The sequence below is a fragment of the Yersinia sp. 1252 StPb PI genome (genome assembly GCF_048593885.1).
In the GTDB taxonomy this organism is placed as follows: domain Bacteria; phylum Pseudomonadota; class Gammaproteobacteria; order Enterobacterales; family Enterobacteriaceae; genus Yersinia; species Yersinia enterocolitica_E.
This window is the reverse complement of sequence record NZ_JAZGQE010000119.1, coordinates 1-15,196: the sequence shown is the minus strand read 5'-3', so window position 1 is coordinate 15,196 and position 15,196 is coordinate 1. Positions and strand designations below refer to the sequence as shown.

The window sequence follows — 15,196 nt, the reverse complement described above, 5'->3', positions numbered from 1 at the left end:
CTGGGGTGTTTTTATAACATTATCATTATTTTCAATTTCACTTCACATAAAAAAATAAACTTATTGACAATAAGTTTGACGGGTTCTAATTTCGAAATACCATTTAAGAACTTGGTTCCATATAATGGAACAGGTATGAGATGACGACATTAGAAAATGCCACTGCGGTATTGAAGTTATTTTCTCATCGATGCATAACGCACGGTCAGCCGGGTATTTCATTCAGCGATGTGGTTGAACAACTGAGTTTACCGAAAAGCACAGTTTCGCGCCTATTACAAACGATGGAAAACCAAGGGTTGCTGGAGCGAGATCCTCAGACTCGCTTGTATAAAATTGGTCATTTACTGCTTTCCGTTGCTAGCCACTATTTATCAACGCCATTGGTGGACAATGCGGCAGTCGCTATGGCGCATTTAGGCCAACTGACTTTTTGTACCGGTTATATATCGGTACTGGAGGGGCGAGATATCAGGGTTATGCGAACCTTCCCTGGCCGTCATTTCTTACATGTGGTCACGCCGGTTGGCGGATGTTCACCCGCTGCGGAAACCTCGGTAGGCCGGGCCATATTGGCACGAGAAAGTGATGATGATGTTCGGCAACGCTTTATCGCTGGCTATCAAGGTGCCCTGCCGGATTCTGGACAAATACTCGATACATTGCTGCCAAAACTGGCGCAAATCAGGGGGCAAGGGTGGTCTTTGGCGCGTAACGAAACCCTGCCTGGGATCAGCTCACTCGCGACGGCGGTAACCAATAAACACCGTAGTGAAACGGTGGGGTTATGCTTATCTTTCCCCTCTCAGTCCGATGATCAGCCTTATCCACCTCAGGTTTTGGCGGCATTGATAACGGTTTCCCGGCAATTAGCGAAAAAACTCGGTGATGAATATTGGCAACAGATCAAATAACTCACCGCGAATAGAGTTTTGTTTTTGATTAATAAATCAGTATGCCAACACCAGGGCATCTTACCGATTATTTAATTGCACTGTGAATAAGCACGGTGCAATTAAATAAGCTAAGTCAGGCTATAAATAATAAATTTCATTGTTGGTTCCAAATATTGGAACTGCGACGGCATCCTATGCCTGAAATATTATTTTTGCCAAATACCAAAGATAGACAGGGGCTTATGAAACCAGAAAAAGCGATAAATCCGTTGAAAGATATCAGCACGCTGCTGGTTATGGTGCTGTTATCCGTTATGGGGGCAATTATCGGCGTACAACTGATAACAACCTTGGGCGTGACGCCTAATACCTCGATTATCGGTGCGCTTATTGCCATGCTGCTTGCGCGCATTCCATTACAGATGTTTCAGCGCTATCGTTCGATACATACCCAGAATCTGGCGCAAACCGTTATTTCTTCAGCCACCTTCGGTGCTGCTAATAGTTTGTTGATGCCGATTGCTGTGCCCTATGTCATGGGCCAACCGCAATTGATCCTACCGATGCTATGTGGTGTTGCGGCAGCGATGTTGCTGGATGCTTATCTATTGTATCGATTATTTGATACCAAAGTCTTTCCGGCCGCTAATGCCTGGCCTCCCGGTGTGGCTGCTGCGGAAGCAATCAAAGCCGGTGACCGAGGTGGTAAGCAAGCATGGCTGCTCGTGGTGGGTGTTCTGGTGGGTATCGCCGGTTCAATGCTAAAAGTTCCGATGGCAGCCTTTGGTACCGCTTTTATTGGCAATATTTGGGCTCTGAGCATGTTTGGAGTCGGTTTGTTGCTGAGAGCTTACGGCCAGCCAATGACCGGAGTCGATATCAATGCACATTTTATTCCACACGGGGTGATGGTTGGGGCCGGTTTGGTGGCCTTGATTCAAGTTGTACAGGTGATTCGCAATAAGAATGGCGAGAGCAAATCCACTCATGCGCAACCTGACAGCGAGGTGCGTAAGGCACTGGGACTGGGCGCGGTTGGGTATATCATTATTGCTGCACTGCTGGCTTTGGCCGGTGGTCTATACAGTGAAATGTCATTGGTCATGCTGTTACTGTTTGTGATTTATGCAGCTTTTGCTGCCTTTGTACATGAATTGATCGTGGGTATCGCAGCGATGCACTCTGGTTGGTTCCCTGCCTTTGCCGTCGCGCTGATTACCTTGATTATAGGTATTTTAATTGGTTTCCCCCCGCTAGCATTATGCATTCTGACAGGCTTCACTGCGGCAACCGGGCCGGCATTTGCCGATATGGGATTTGATCTGAAAGCCGGTTTTATCCTGCGAGGTTATGGTAAAGACTTGCAGCAAGAGTTGTGGGGGCGCCGCATTCAACTGATCGCTGCACTTATCGCTTTTGTGATTGCCATTCCGGTAGTTTATTTCTCTTACACCAGTTATTTCCTACAGGGCTTGGTTCCACCAGTGGCGCGGGTATATGCCAAGACTATCGAGGCCGGTGCACAGCCGGGCATTGCATTGAATCTGCTTATCTGGGCTATTCCCGGCGCTATCGTGCAATTCATTGGTGGGCCGAAGCGCCAGCTTGGGGTGCTGCTGGCCACTGGATTGCTAATTAACAACGCGATGGCAGGGTGGGCGGTAGTGGTGGGTATCGCACTGCGTATCCTAATTATTAAACGCTGGGGTGATAAAGGCCGCACGCCGATGGAAATTATGGCGGCAGGCTTTATTGCCGGCGATGCACTGTATAACTTCTTTAACTCCATTTTTTCCAGTAAAGGGAAATAACCAGTAGCGGCTGATGCAGGATGCATTGATTCACCCGGCAACATGATTGAGGTATAAAAATGAGTTTGAAACAAACAATACAAGCCTATGAATTAATTGATAGTGCATATGTTAACGGACAAGAGATTGTCGCGTTGTTTGCCCAATACCCGGCGGTAAAAGCCACGACCCATCGCGTCGATGGCGAGAAAGGGGCAACTGATTTTGTGCGCATTGAAATTGTGGGCAGTGAAGGCAAGACCCTGGGCGGCAAGGCACCTACATTGGGTATTATTGGCCGCCTCGGTGGGGTTGGTGCGCGGCCAACACGTATCGGGCTGGTTTCCGACGGTGATGGTGCCATTGCGGTAATTGCCAGCGCGCTGAAACTGGCACAGATGCAACATAACGGAGATGTATTACCGGGAGATGTGATAGTCACCACCCACATTTGTCCAAATGCACCAACTCGCTCGCACGATCCCGTTGATTTTATGGATTCGCCGATTGATGACGTGACGATGAATAATAATGAGATGATCACGCAAGCCGATGCCATTTTGTCGATCGACACGACCAAAGGCAACCGTATACTCAATCACAAAGGCTACGCACTTTCACCGACGGTGAAGGAAGGCTATATTTTGCGGGTGGCGGAAGATCTTTTACGCATCATGGAGATGACCAGTGGTCGCCCGGCAGTAACATTCCCTATCACGACGCAAGACATCACACCGTATGGTAATGGTGTGCATCATATCAACAGTATTCTCCAGCCCTCTACCGCCACAACTGCGCCGGTGGTCGGCGTCGCAATCTGCACCGAGTCGGTTGTACCGGGATGTGGTACCGGGGCCAGCCACGAAGTGGATATTGCATTGGTGGTAAAATTCGCCGTTGAAGTGGCCAAAGAATATGGACGAGGTACCTGTAATTTTTATGATACGACTGAATACGCACATTTGCTGGCGTTGTATGGCAGCCTGAATCATCTGCAAAAAAGGGGATAACCGAATAGCCATTCGACATTAATCGATACGCGGCGACATTGTGCTGCTGCGTGTATTAATTGCCAGTTGCCCACCAAGGATAGTCACTTCAATCTGCGTAAACCACGACACAAAGAGTGCAATTTATAACAGTGACGCAGGATGGTCTTAGGTATTTGAACGCAAAACCAATGCCTAAAGTGGCTTCATTATAATAATCAGCCTTTTATGTATAGTTTTATGAAGTTCATTTTATAGAGTGTTAGACGACGCGGACATGCCGAATAAACCGGAGTGGCAGGGTATCAACCCATCGGACAGTAATCCTGGAAGATAGCCGCGCACGTCTGGATCAGTTCGGGGAATTGCCGATAAAGGCTACTCCCCGCAACCGCGGTTAATCTATGAGGGAGATGTATGATGAACGGCAATAACATCAGTAATGTCGATCTCGCCCCTATTAACCAGTGCGACCTTGCGTTCTGTCGCTGAGTCTGATTCTGCCGAGTTGTGTTGAATGGGGTACCAGTTATTCAGCCTATCAACGTAGGCGATGACATTAGTGTGTATTCTGTTGTGACTGAATGACATCTCAGGATGACTTATATCGTTACCCTGTGTTGCTATCAGGTGTACCACCAAATACATGCATAGGGCTTGCGATACGTTACTGCGATAGTTGTTGTAGCCTTGAGCGTTGGAAAAGGACTGCTGAGCAGGCCCAGACATGTTGTAGTAGTACTCGTCGTTCTCATAATAGATGAAATACGGGGCTAAGCCTGGGCGGCTTATCATGACCTCCATGACCTTCCCACCAAACCAATTGCGTGGTCGGTCTTGCAAGCTGTCTGCCGCCATAACGACTTTCCCTGATTGCGTTATGAGGAGGACCGATGCCCCCATCTGCTCAAGATTAACTGCGATTTGTCTCTGAGCTTGCTCGACCTGAGACTCCCGCTTTCTGGTAGATAAGTCCATTTCGTTGGCATGACTCTCGTCCGATTCAGCTAATAATCCGGCATCCTCAATAAAGAACGTATCTATACCGCGAAGCGGCTGAGAATGCTCTCCGTAGGGTGATTTTGCAATGATATGTCCCACGATAGAGCAACGGGCCATGGCAGCGAGCTTTTCGCTTACACCTGACGATCTCATCGCAGCATGTAACTGATTTAGGCCATCAACGATTTGATCCGCGGCTGAATCGGGTTTTAACCGGTTCAAACCCCCTTCGTAGAAGTCCTTGTTTATGCCAGTTCGCTTGACGAATGAATGAACGAAATCAAAATTGCTCATTGTGGCTGCATCCAATTCATAAGCGATAACGTCCACCGTAGCGCCGTATTTTCGGCAAATCACATCATAAAAGCGGGCGGCACAAACCATTATCGAATATATCAGGCTATCCCCAGAATTCGCGTCTTTGGCAAATTTAGCGAGATTATTTGCCCCAAATCCACCTCGATCCGCTGCCTCCAACTGCCAGAGAATAGCTTTGGCTCGAGGATGACCGGCTTCCGCTGCTTTATACCAACAGTCTGCCGCCAGATCGAAATCATAGGGCGTCACACTGCCTGACCCCCAAAGAAGAGAAAGATTGAATAATGCCGAAACGTGACCTCCCCGAGCAGCATTGCCTAAGTGTCTGCTTGCAGCGTTACAATCGCCTGCCCGTAAGGCTTCAACACCACAAACGTATTCGGCTTCCACGTCTTCTGACGTGCTGGTGAAAAACGGATTCTGAAACTCAGCCATATTCATATTCCTTCGCGTCGACTAATACCCATCTCGCACTTTTGTACGGATGTCTCCGTTGCACACAACGTTGTAATTTCCAGGATATCTAACAATTAACATATCAAAATGTCGGCCTGGTACGATAATAGCCGCACAGGATCAATCCAAATATAGGCCGGTGGATAACGGAAAACGAAGCAAAATAACGTATTCCAAACCGCCATTAGCAGTGGTGTAATCTGCTTTTTTTACGACTAAAAAGCCAGTTTAGTACACTACACTTCTTGTTATTTGTTGAGCAAGGTGAGTTGCAGAAAATTCTGATTACAGGAAGGTTTAGCGTTTATGGTTGCAGCATCATCGCCACCATTCTCTATTTTTAACCCTTTTTTTCGGCCAATACTAACGTATTGATTTTATACAGGGTTGGCCGAGAGTATTAAAAAAGTCTTTTTTACCCTCGCAGTCTATTGTTCTTTTACCATCAGCAAGTTATGTGTATTTTATAATTGTTCACTGCCGTACAGGCAGCTTAGAAAATTCCAAGCGCGCCGAGATTAATACTCAGAGGGTTCACTGCCGTACAGGCAGCTTAGAAAATCATGCCTCCTGCTCGATGATTGGTAACAAGGTTCACTGCCGTACAGGCAGCTTAGAAAAATCCAAATACCAGCAAAGGCTGCATTGTTTGGTTCACTGCCGTACAGGCAGCTTAGAAAAGAGGCTTCGGCCAGTAACACACAAAAACGATCAAAAAACAAAAGCAAAAAGTCCGCTTAGTTGCCTAAGCGAGCTTTTCTAATTTGGCTCCTCTGACTGGGATCGCCTTTGCCAGTAACTGGCTAATAAGTAAGCTAAATCTGAATTACCCTCCTGTCAAGACCACCAGAATGACCACCAATAGTTGTGGGTTATATAAAGATGGTTTGAGCGTTCCTCGGCATGTGGTGATCGTTACTATGGTGTTCCCAGCAAGGGAAGCGTAGCTAAAGCGAGCATAGAAGAGCCTATCTTAAGGGAATTATGACCAAAGGAAGGTGCGGATGTTTTCTTGGACTAGCTGCGTTGTGGTGCCTATTACAAAATAATTTTTTCAGAATCATGATTATTGATAGCGGTAAATTGATTAGATTTTAGTTGGAAATTATTGTCGATAAATTAACGGAGTGACGGGATGAGTAACGCGCATGAGACCAGCGCGTCGGCGTTCCTTCACTGTTAAAGCTATGACTCAGCGCTGACTTTTCGGTATAGAGGGCTGAACCGTCGGTTAACAAATTGATGTCTTCTCCGCGTTGTAATTCACACGGCGTCAGCAAGATATTTCGCCAGCCACGCTCTTTCAGCGTTTCAATGGAATAGGTTAATCTGAACAAATCCGTTTGATCTTCAATCACCCTTGGACACGAGCGGTACAGATACTCAACATGCTTTTTCAAATTGGCGGTTGTTCCCTTGAGCCGCCCTTTCTCCTGCAACCAGACAATGTCCTGAGCGACCGTTTTAGGAAATCGCTTCTGTTTTTGGGCCAGGGATAACCAGCGAATCAGAAACATATTTTCGGCATACGGGGAGTTGATGGCCCCCTCCTGACGAGCCAGATGCAGGGCTGTCAGCGCACAGAAAGCGAGATGCCCCAAATTTTGGGTGACCACTTGAGATGAAGGAGAGTCTGTTGCTATTGTGGAGCCTGATGTTTGAGGAAGTGGAGTGTCGGTCATTTATTCTGCTTTCACCGGGCGGAGATGACTGATTCTAGCGTTTTTATCGGGCATTCGCAGCTTTACTCTTTTGCAGCTCGATGGCCGTACTGAACCCGCGACAAAACTGCTCGATATCAGCGTCGGTTACGTCTGCAGCAGATTTTTCCAGTGTCTGGTTTAGATAATGTTGAACAGAATTTAATGAAGACCAATAGCTCGGAAATATCTTTCGGGTCATCCCATTATGATAAGCAAGAGGTCGTGACATGGACTAAATAGAGTGAAGCCTGCCAGCAGATTAGGCAAAGACAGCACGTACGCCCACGGATAGAAATAGTGAGAGTTATCACGTTATCTTAAAGAATACTGGGCCACGGTTTCCCCTAATGCAGGTGACTCATTTAATTGGTACATAGCCTCATAAAAACGTTACAATTCTCATTCGTTATCCATTAATAATCTTATCCAACTGACACGATGATGAAGACACCTACCACTCCGGTCCCGGCTCTTGATAAAGCTATTCGTGTCTGTCATTACCTGGCAGAACACGGCAGTGCTACTTTTAGTCAAATTTACAGCGGTGTTGATTTACCCAAGAGCAGCACGTCCACTTTACTTAATGCCATGGTGGTGCAGGGACTGCTCCGTCAGGAAAAAGATAAGTATTCACTCGGCCTGCTGTTATATGAATTGGGCAATAAAGCAATTCAACAGTTTGATATTAAAACCATCGCATTGCCATTATTAGCAGAATTGCGCGACAGTACTAACCTGACTTGCCATCTTGGTGTATTGGAAGGCCGGGCGGCGATTTATTTGTTAAAAATGGAAAGTCCTCAGGCTATTGTGGTTCGTAGTTGGGAAGGGAAACGTCTTTCTTTATACAGCTCGGGTTTAGGTAAAGTATTGCTGGCCTGGCTATCTGATGAAGAGATTGATGATCTGTTGCCTGAAGGAGAGCATTTTCCGGCTTTTACCGAAAAAACGATTACCCACCGTACCACCTACAAAATGCAATTGGCTGAAATCCGTCAGCGCGGTTGGGCATGCGATGATGAAGAGGACAGTCTCGGCGTACGTTGTATTTCAGCACCTGTGCATGATGCTCAGGGTAAGGTCATTGCTGCAATCAGTGTGTCCGGAGTACTTTTCCAACTGCCGAATGACGAGTGGGAAGATATTGCCCGTCGTGTCCAACATACCTGCTCTGTATTAAGTTCGTTACTCAAAGCCTGATGACGGGGTCATCAGGTCATCACACCATTATCCCACGTTAAGTAACTAAAATAAGCGTTCGATCACAGTTCACTATTTGAGCCAGTTGACTCAGGTTCAATTTTCTCGCATCATTTTCCATACAAGGAACATAAGTTCCATATGCAGAACTTGATGGTGGTGAATGTGAACAGATTTAAAGGTGTTTTTCCTCCCGTCCCTACCGTGGTTGATGCAAAAGGTCAGCTTGATAAAACCGGCATGGCAAAACTGTTGGACCATGTGATTGCGCAGGGAGCTCACGGGGTACTTATCTTGGGCAGTGGCGGCGAGTTCTGTCATATGTCACATGAAATGCGTCTTGAGGTCGCCGAGTTCTGCGTCCAGCATATCGATGGGCGAGTGCCGGTATTGTTGGGGATTGCCGCGCCGGGAACGGCTGAAACTATTGCCTATGGCCAACATGCGGCGTCGATTGGTGTTGATGCCGTTCTGGCGGTGAATCCTTATTATGCTCAGCTCAATAGCGATTATCTTTATCATCATTACCGAACCATCGCTGAAGCGCTCACGCTGCCGGTATTTTTGTACAACTTCCCGGCATTAACCGGACAAGATATCGGTCTGGATGTTATTACCCAACTGGCCAGAGAGGTTCCGAATATCGTTGGTATCAAAGATACTATTGATAATATCAGTCATACGCGTGAAGTGATTAATCGCGTTCATGCTGTCCGGCCCGGCTTTATCATTTTCTCGGGTTATGATGAATATATGCTTGATACGCTAATTTTGGGCGGGCACGGGGGGATCCCGGCTACCTTCAATTTTGCGCCGGAGGTGACCGGTGGGATCTATGATGCGTTCATCAATAAAGAGTATGAGCAGGCCTTTGTGTTGCAACGCCGTCTTGCCAAACTCTCGTCACTGTATGCATTAGAAACACCGTTCTTTGGTGTAGTAAAGGAAGCCATCAATGCCAGTGGCGTGAGTATTTCAACGGAGGTCATTGCACCGACCCGAAAATTATCGGCAGAAAAAATCAATCAAGTAAAAGAAATCCTAAATAGCATCAGGTAGATCAATAAGAGGATAATAATGATGAGTAATGTCTATCCTGCAATAAAAATCAATCCTAACGATGATGTTGTTATTGCCCGCATCAATATCAGTGCGGGTACACCGCTTCCTGAAGAGGAGATCACCGTTCTCAACCCGGTACCGGAAGGGCATAAGATTGCTATACGCAATATCGAGAAAAATGCCCCCGTTAAGCGTTATGGACAAATTATTGGTTTTGCGTCACAACCTATAAATGCAGGTGAGCATATTCACATGCACAATTTGGGTATGGGTGAGTTTACCCGTGACTATGCGTTTGGCGAAGATACCCTGACACTGCCTAAAGCAGAAAAGACCGATACGTTTATGGGGATCAAACGTGTGGATGGCCGTGTTGCGACCCGCAATTTTATCGGTATTTTAACCACCGTTAACTGCAGTGCTACAGTGGCCAGAGCTATCGAAGATCACTATAAGAAAATCGGACTGGATGAGTATCCGAATGTGGATGGGATTGTTGCTCTGCCACAGAGTTTTGGTTGCGCTATTGGCACTGACAGCGAAGCAATGATTGTTATGCGCCGGACGTTGAGTGGATATGCGAGGCATGTGAATTTTGCTGGCGTATTAATTATTGGCTTAGGTTGTGAATCTAACCAAATAAAGGATTTGATTAACACTGAAGGGCTGAAAGAGAGTGCGAAACTGCATACCATGACAATACAGGAGACTGGTGGAACCCAGAAAACTATCACTCAAGGTATTACCGTTATTGATAGCATGCTGAATGATGCAAATCAGGTTAAGCGTGAACCAGTACCGGTATCGGAAATTATTTTGGCACTTGAATGCGGTGGCTCGGACAGTTATTCCGGTATTTCTGCTAATCCCGTCTTGGGGTATGCGGCAGACAAAATTGTCCAGCAGGGGGGAACAGCAATCCTGTCTGAAACCTCAGAAATCTATGGTGCAGAACATTTATTAACACGTCGTGCTGTTTCAGAAGCCGTAGGTAAAAAATTGATCGCCCGCATTGAGTGGTGGGAAGATTATTGTCAGCGAACCAAAAGTGAAATGAATAATAACCCATCGGCGGGCAATAAAGTGGGGGGGTTAACCACGGTACTGGAAAAATCACTTGGGGGAATTGCTAAAGGCGGCACGTCCAATTTAGTTGAAGTCTATGAGTATGCAGAGCCTGTTACGGCCAAAGGACTGGTATTTATGGATACCCCCGGGTATGACCCTATTGCTGTTACCGGGCAAATTGCCGGGGGCGCAAATTTATTGTGTTTCACCACGGGTCGCGGTTCTGCATTTGGCAGTAAGCCCACTCCATGCCTTAAATTAGCGACCAACAATACGTTGTGGGTTCGCCAGCAGGAAGATATGGATATTAATTGCGGGGATGTGGTTGAAGGCAAGGAAACTATCGCTGAAGCAGGTGAAAGATTGTATGCCATGATACTTGAAATGGCATCAGGGAAAAAAACTAAAAGTGAACAGTTTGGATATGGCAGCCTGGAGTTTGTGCCATGGAATATCGGCTCAATCATGTAATATAATTTATTTTAGTTAAACAATTCTTGATAAAAACCATATGCATAAATATGGTCAGGAGAGTGTCATGTCTATAATAAGGAATGAGGCTTACCATAATACCTCACCGACTAAGGTTAGATGGAATATATTCTTAATATTACTGCTTCTGGGGGCTATCAATTATATCGACAGAACCTCGCTGGCGATCGCCATGCCGTATATTGTCGAAGAATTTAATATTAAAGATACTATTGTTGTGGGGCTGTTGCACAGTGCCTTTTTTTGGGCCTATGCCTTAATGCAGGTTCCTAGCGGCGTATTAGCCGATAGATTTAAAACACGGACAATTATTGCCTGTGCGACAATTACCTGGGGGGCATTCCAGGCCATTGCAGCACTGTGCCACTCAACGACCTTCCTGGCATTATCCCGTGTTGGACTGGGCGTATCAGAAGCACCAATTATGCCAGCAGGTGCCAAGCTGATGGGGACATGGCTGACACCAACGGAACGTGGACGTGGGTCAATGTTGTTAGACGGTGGTGCGGCTCTGGGGACAGCCATGGGTGCGGTGATCCTGACCTGGCTGATTGCATTCTTTGGTTCATGGCGCATGGCCTTTATTATTGCGGGGTTGGGAACGATGTTGGCGGGGATGCTGGCATGGTGGTATATCAGGACCTATCCTCACGAACACCCTAGAATTAACAAGGCTGAATTAGAGCATATTAATAAAAATAATGAACTCTCTACCAAAAAACCAGAAAAATATAAAATAAAAGATGTACTACCCTACCTGAAACAACGGAATGTCCAGGCATTAATCGGTGGTTGGGTTTGTTATAGTACGGTATTTTACGGATTAATGACTTGGTTGCCATTGTATTTTCAGAAAACCTATGGTTTTGATATTAAATCAATGGGTGGCGCAATGGCCTTTATTTTTCTGTTGTGTTTTATCGGCCAATTAACTGGTGGATATATCATGGACCGCTGGAGGAATTCCGGTGCCGATACCAACAAAGTCATGCATACCATGCTGGGTATCTCGGCGGTGACGGCTGGCGTCGGGATATTTATATGCGCTAATATTAATAATCCCATTTCGGCGGTTATCTTGCTGGGGGTAGCGATGTTCCCATTACGCTGGGCGAGTGTCTACTGGTCTATTCCTTCATTATTAGGTGCACAAAAAGTTGCTGGTACTCTCTGTGGAACAATGAATTTCAGTAGTAACTTATTCGCTGCAATTATTCCTATCTTAATTGGTTTTGTTGTTCAGATTACGGGTAATTATTACATTGCCATGATGTTTTTCGCTGCGGCAGCCGTGGGTTATCTGATTTGCTCATTGATGATTAATTTCGATAATAAAATGGAAATCAACAACGAGTCTGTTCATTAATCACATCATGCTATTTAATTTTTTCCAACTTACTGTAAGGACATACAATGATCACTACAGCTATATTCCCTGCGCGTTATGTACAGGGTGCTGAATCAATAAGTATTTATCTGGGTGATGAGTTATCCCGATTAGGACAGAGGGCATTAGTATTGCAGGACCCTGTCGTTCACCAAAAATTGGGTGATAAGATAAATCAGGCTCTGAGCGGGAAAGTTGAGTATTTGGTTGAAGTATTTAATAGTGAATGTTCTGATGAAGAGATAAGTCGTATTTCAGTATTGGCTGAATCTTATCAGGCGGATGTTATTGTTGGTATCGGCGGTGGAAAGACGCTCGATACTGCTAAAGCTACCGGCGCGATGTTAAAAAAGCCGATTGCTATTGTACCGACACTGGCATCTACCGATGCACCTTGCAGCTCGCTAGTGGTGATTTACACCCCGGAAGGCAGGTTTAAACGCTATTTGATGATACCACGTAACCCTGACGTGGTATTAGTGGATTCGCAGGTAATTGCTGATGCACCGGTCCGTTTCCTGGTATCCGGCATGGGAGATGCTCTTGCTACCTGGTTTGAAGCGGAGGATTGCCGTATTAAAGGTGCCGGTAACATGACAACCCGCCCCGGGCCGATGTCAGCATTTGGATTAGCGCGTTTATGCTATGACACATTATTGAAATACGGCGTGCTGGCGAAAAGTGCCTGCGAACATCATCAGGTAACACCCGCGCTGGATCATGTGATTGAGGCGAATACATTGCTTTCTGGTTTAGGTTTTGAAAGTGGTGGTCTGGCAGCCGCTCATGCTATTCATAATGGGCTTACCGTATTACCGCAAACTCACTGTTACTGGCATGGTGAGAAAGTGGCATTTGGTACACTCGTGATGTTGATGCTGACAGACCGTGAACCCGAAGCTATTGATACTGTTTATAGTTTCTGCGAATCAATTGGTTTACCGACTACTCTGGCTGACATCGGACTGGGGAATGTGACAGATGATGAGTTACTGAAAGTTGCCGAAGCCAGTTGTCAGCCTGGAGAGACCATGCATAACGAACCCCATGATATCAATCCGCTAAACCTGCTGGCGGCGTTACGTACGGCAGATGCTGAAGGATTGCGGAGAAAGGCCGGATTGTAATATTTGATTACTGTTTGATTAAGACAATACAAAAAAGCCATTCCGGTGTAGCTCATCACTGTGAATGGCTTTTTTATTCGGTCTTTAGTTTATTACCTCATGACAAAAGGAGGCTGCCTGCTGGGCACATACGTGCCGGAAAACACACTATGTGCATGTACGAACGCCGTCGGTGCCTCGTCAAATAATTCTATACATACATGTGCGCTCAACGTGTCACCTTTAGGTGTTTTTATCCTGTTTCCCCCCATATCTACTCCTGAGTAACATTGCACAAACTGTGGTTTATACAAATGTACAATTGACTAAAATGCACGCCAAAAACTGGCAAGCAGTGGGGGGCAGGGCTTCGGGCTATGTAAAAATTACCTGACAGAGAATAGTTGGGCCATACAGAACAGATAGCAGACTCCTTGCAAAGAATCGCGTATCTCATCGGGGTTGCCGAATACGTTAATCGTGTAGGCATGGTGGTGAGGAGTTTGTCTGCCTACTCCCCAACACCGAGTTAGTCGGGGCTATGGAGGTTGCTGAAACTATCAGGTTGCAACTTCTTGAGCAGAAAATTCCTCATACCGGCTTTTCTGTTTATCCCTTTGTCAGCGTTAGCCTTGGGGTCTGTTTCAAGCTGACCTGTAATTGTATCAGGCAAAAAGAAATGGCTGGAACCACACCAGTGGTGTGCCCTATAAATTGAGTGAGGCGTAAAGTGAAGTGGGGTCTATCTCTGATAGAATAGCTCCTGCCAAGCTTCGTTATCCGCGTTGTTTGGCATCACAGGGGCTATTATAGATACAACTTTTAGTTTTTGTGAAATCGGAGAATACCACTTCAATTCAGACCGTAACACGGTGCCAGATACCGGTGGCGGGTCGTCAGTAATATGACCCACAGTGGATTGCAGTGTGCTCTTACGGCCCTTCGTTCATACTCTCTAACCAAAAGTGATCATCTGCTCGGACTGTAGGGGTGACTGAAACTCCAGGGTGAGACATCTCTGAGCAGTTGGAACTCATCAATACTTATGTTTAATCAATTATGCAAAGTACAATATGAAACCTACATTTTGTCTTTAGGTTTATATGTGGATTAACAGGATCATCGTCTGGTATCAGTTACAAGCTTCAAGCGATCATTACTCCGCCGTAAGAACTCTAGAGTGAGAAGTATCAAAACTGAAAACACAATCATAATCGTCGCCACTGCGGCAATCCTGGCGCGATAATAGCATCATTGAGTTAGAACTCGGTCCTGTTGATCTTTTGAGATTATTAATTTAGCGCAGGGTGATTAGGTATCATTGGATCCACCACAAATCAAACCACCCAGCCAAAAACAATGCTAACAGTGTAAGAAGGGAGTCATACATTTGGGCTCAGATGGGGCCTTTGATCGTGTTCCCTAAAGGCATTCGCAGTCGCATCCTCATCATGAAGATGCGCCTGCGAAGCCAGACGTTTATGACGCATTCCGTTCGGGCTCTTAAAACAGTTAAGATCCAGGCCAACAGCATTAACCACACCGTGTTTACGGCAGTTGGATTCAAATTACCTGGAACGTCCCTGAGCGGCTTTAGGTGCTGACGACAACATTATTCCTGTCAATGCCAACTGTTACATTCAGAACTACTGAGGAGGTAGTTCCTTCTACTATCTGTTGTTTGAAATACAGTTTGTATTTAACTTGAATTAAGATTTAAAATTTTT

12 protein-coding genes are annotated in these 15,196 nt (G+C 46.0%); 10 read left to right on the top strand and 2 right to left on the bottom strand.

The window, feature by feature from the left end; genetic code table 11:
• Positions 1 to 140: 140 nt before the first annotated feature.
• The 3 genes from V2A85_RS16130 (at position 141) to V2A85_RS16120 (ending at position 3,696) form a co-directional block, all read left to right on the top strand.
• Positions 141 to 914 (top strand): IclR family transcriptional regulator, encoded by a 774-nt coding sequence (locus V2A85_RS16130; protein ID WP_420071828.1) that lies wholly within the window; start codon positions 141 to 143, stop codon positions 912 to 914.
• A gap of 224 nt (positions 915 to 1,138) precedes the next feature.
• A complete protein-coding gene (locus V2A85_RS16125) occupies positions 1,139 to 2,707 on the top strand; it encodes an OPT/YSL family transporter (protein ID WP_372568996.1) in 1,569 nt (522 codons plus the stop codon).
• 59 nt (positions 2,708 to 2,766) lie between these two features.
• A complete protein-coding gene (locus V2A85_RS16120) occupies positions 2,767 to 3,696 on the top strand; it encodes a DUF1177 domain-containing protein (protein ID WP_420071827.1) in 930 nt (309 codons plus the stop codon).
• A 381-nt stretch (positions 3,697 to 4,077) separates the two neighbouring features.
• On the opposite strand, the gene V2A85_RS16115 is transcribed toward V2A85_RS16120, so the two are convergent.
• On the bottom strand, positions 4,078 to 5,430 hold the full coding sequence (locus V2A85_RS16115; protein ID WP_420071826.1) for a hypothetical protein: 1,353 nt from the start codon (positions 5,428 to 5,430) through the stop codon (positions 4,078 to 4,080).
• 221 nt (positions 5,431 to 5,651) lie between these two features.
• Here V2A85_RS16115 and V2A85_RS16110 point away from each other — a divergent pair, with 221 nt between their 5' ends.
• Positions 5,652 to 5,795 (top strand): type I-F CRISPR-associated endoribonuclease Cas6/Csy4, encoded by a 144-nt coding sequence (locus V2A85_RS16110; protein ID WP_127891223.1) that lies wholly within the window; start codon positions 5,652 to 5,654, stop codon positions 5,793 to 5,795.
• Positions 5,796 to 6,545: 750 nt separating this feature from the next.
• On the opposite strand, the gene V2A85_RS16105 is transcribed toward V2A85_RS16110, so the two are convergent.
• A complete protein-coding gene (locus tag V2A85_RS16105) occupies positions 6,546 to 7,133 on the bottom strand; it encodes a DUF2913 family protein (RefSeq protein ID WP_420071825.1) in 588 nt (195 codons plus the stop codon).
• 462 nt (positions 7,134 to 7,595) lie between these two features.
• Between V2A85_RS16105 and V2A85_RS16100 the strand changes: the two genes are divergently transcribed.
• From V2A85_RS16100 to V2A85_RS16075, 6 genes are all read left to right on the top strand, one after another.
• Positions 7,596 to 8,354, top strand: coding sequence for an IclR family transcriptional regulator (locus V2A85_RS16100; RefSeq protein WP_080991755.1), 759 nt, complete (start codon positions 7,596 to 7,598; stop codon positions 8,352 to 8,354).
• A 156-nt stretch (positions 8,355 to 8,510) separates the two neighbouring features.
• Positions 8,511 to 9,413 (top strand): dihydrodipicolinate synthase family protein, encoded by a 903-nt coding sequence (locus V2A85_RS16095; protein WP_372559874.1) that lies wholly within the window; start codon positions 8,511 to 8,513, stop codon positions 9,411 to 9,413.
• A gap of 21 nt (positions 9,414 to 9,434) precedes the next feature.
• Positions 9,435 to 10,955: a UxaA family hydrolase gene (locus V2A85_RS16090; RefSeq protein WP_372559875.1), complete on the top strand. Its 1,521-nt coding sequence runs from the start codon at positions 9,435 to 9,437 to the stop codon at positions 10,953 to 10,955.
• A gap of 67 nt (positions 10,956 to 11,022) precedes the next feature.
• Complete coding sequence (locus tag V2A85_RS16085) at positions 11,023 to 12,342, top strand: MFS transporter (RefSeq protein WP_372558598.1); 1,320 nt, start codon at positions 11,023 to 11,025, stop codon at positions 12,340 to 12,342.
• Positions 12,343 to 12,389: 47 nt separating this feature from the next.
• The gene (locus tag V2A85_RS16080; protein ID WP_420071824.1) at positions 12,390 to 13,490 is read left to right on the top strand and encodes a glycerol dehydrogenase; all 1,101 of its coding nucleotides are present in this window, start codon (positions 12,390 to 12,392) and stop codon (positions 13,488 to 13,490) included.
• Positions 13,491 to 14,010: 520 nt separating this feature from the next.
• Positions 14,011 to 14,187 (top strand): hypothetical protein, encoded by a 177-nt coding sequence (locus V2A85_RS16075; protein WP_372558600.1) that lies wholly within the window; start codon positions 14,011 to 14,013, stop codon positions 14,185 to 14,187.
• Positions 14,188 to 15,196: the final 1,009 nt, after the last annotated feature.

Coding starts and splice junctions, on each gene's coding strand:
- V2A85_RS16080 (WP_420071824.1), top strand. CDS start 12,390: ATGATCACTACAGCTATATTCCCTGCGCGTTATGTACAGGGTGCTGAA.
- V2A85_RS16075 (WP_372558600.1), top strand. CDS start 14,011: ATGGAGGTTGCTGAAACTATCAGGTTGCAACTTCTTGAGCAGAAAATT.
- V2A85_RS16090 (WP_372559875.1), top strand. CDS start 9,435: ATGAGTAATGTCTATCCTGCAATAAAAATCAATCCTAACGATGATGTT.
- V2A85_RS16085 (WP_372558598.1), top strand. CDS start 11,023: ATGTCTATAATAAGGAATGAGGCTTACCATAATACCTCACCGACTAAG.
- V2A85_RS16115 (WP_420071826.1), bottom strand. CDS start 5,430: ATGGCTGAGTTTCAGAATCCGTTTTTCACCAGCACGTCAGAAGACGTG.
- V2A85_RS16130 (WP_420071828.1), top strand. CDS start 141: ATGACGACATTAGAAAATGCCACTGCGGTATTGAAGTTATTTTCTCAT.
- V2A85_RS16120 (WP_420071827.1), top strand. CDS start 2,767: ATGAGTTTGAAACAAACAATACAAGCCTATGAATTAATTGATAGTGCA.
- V2A85_RS16125 (WP_372568996.1), top strand. CDS start 1,139: ATGAAACCAGAAAAAGCGATAAATCCGTTGAAAGATATCAGCACGCTG.
- V2A85_RS16100 (WP_080991755.1), top strand. CDS start 7,596: ATGAAGACACCTACCACTCCGGTCCCGGCTCTTGATAAAGCTATTCGT.
- V2A85_RS16105 (WP_420071825.1), bottom strand. CDS start 7,133: ATGACCGACACTCCACTTCCTCAAACATCAGGCTCCACAATAGCAACA.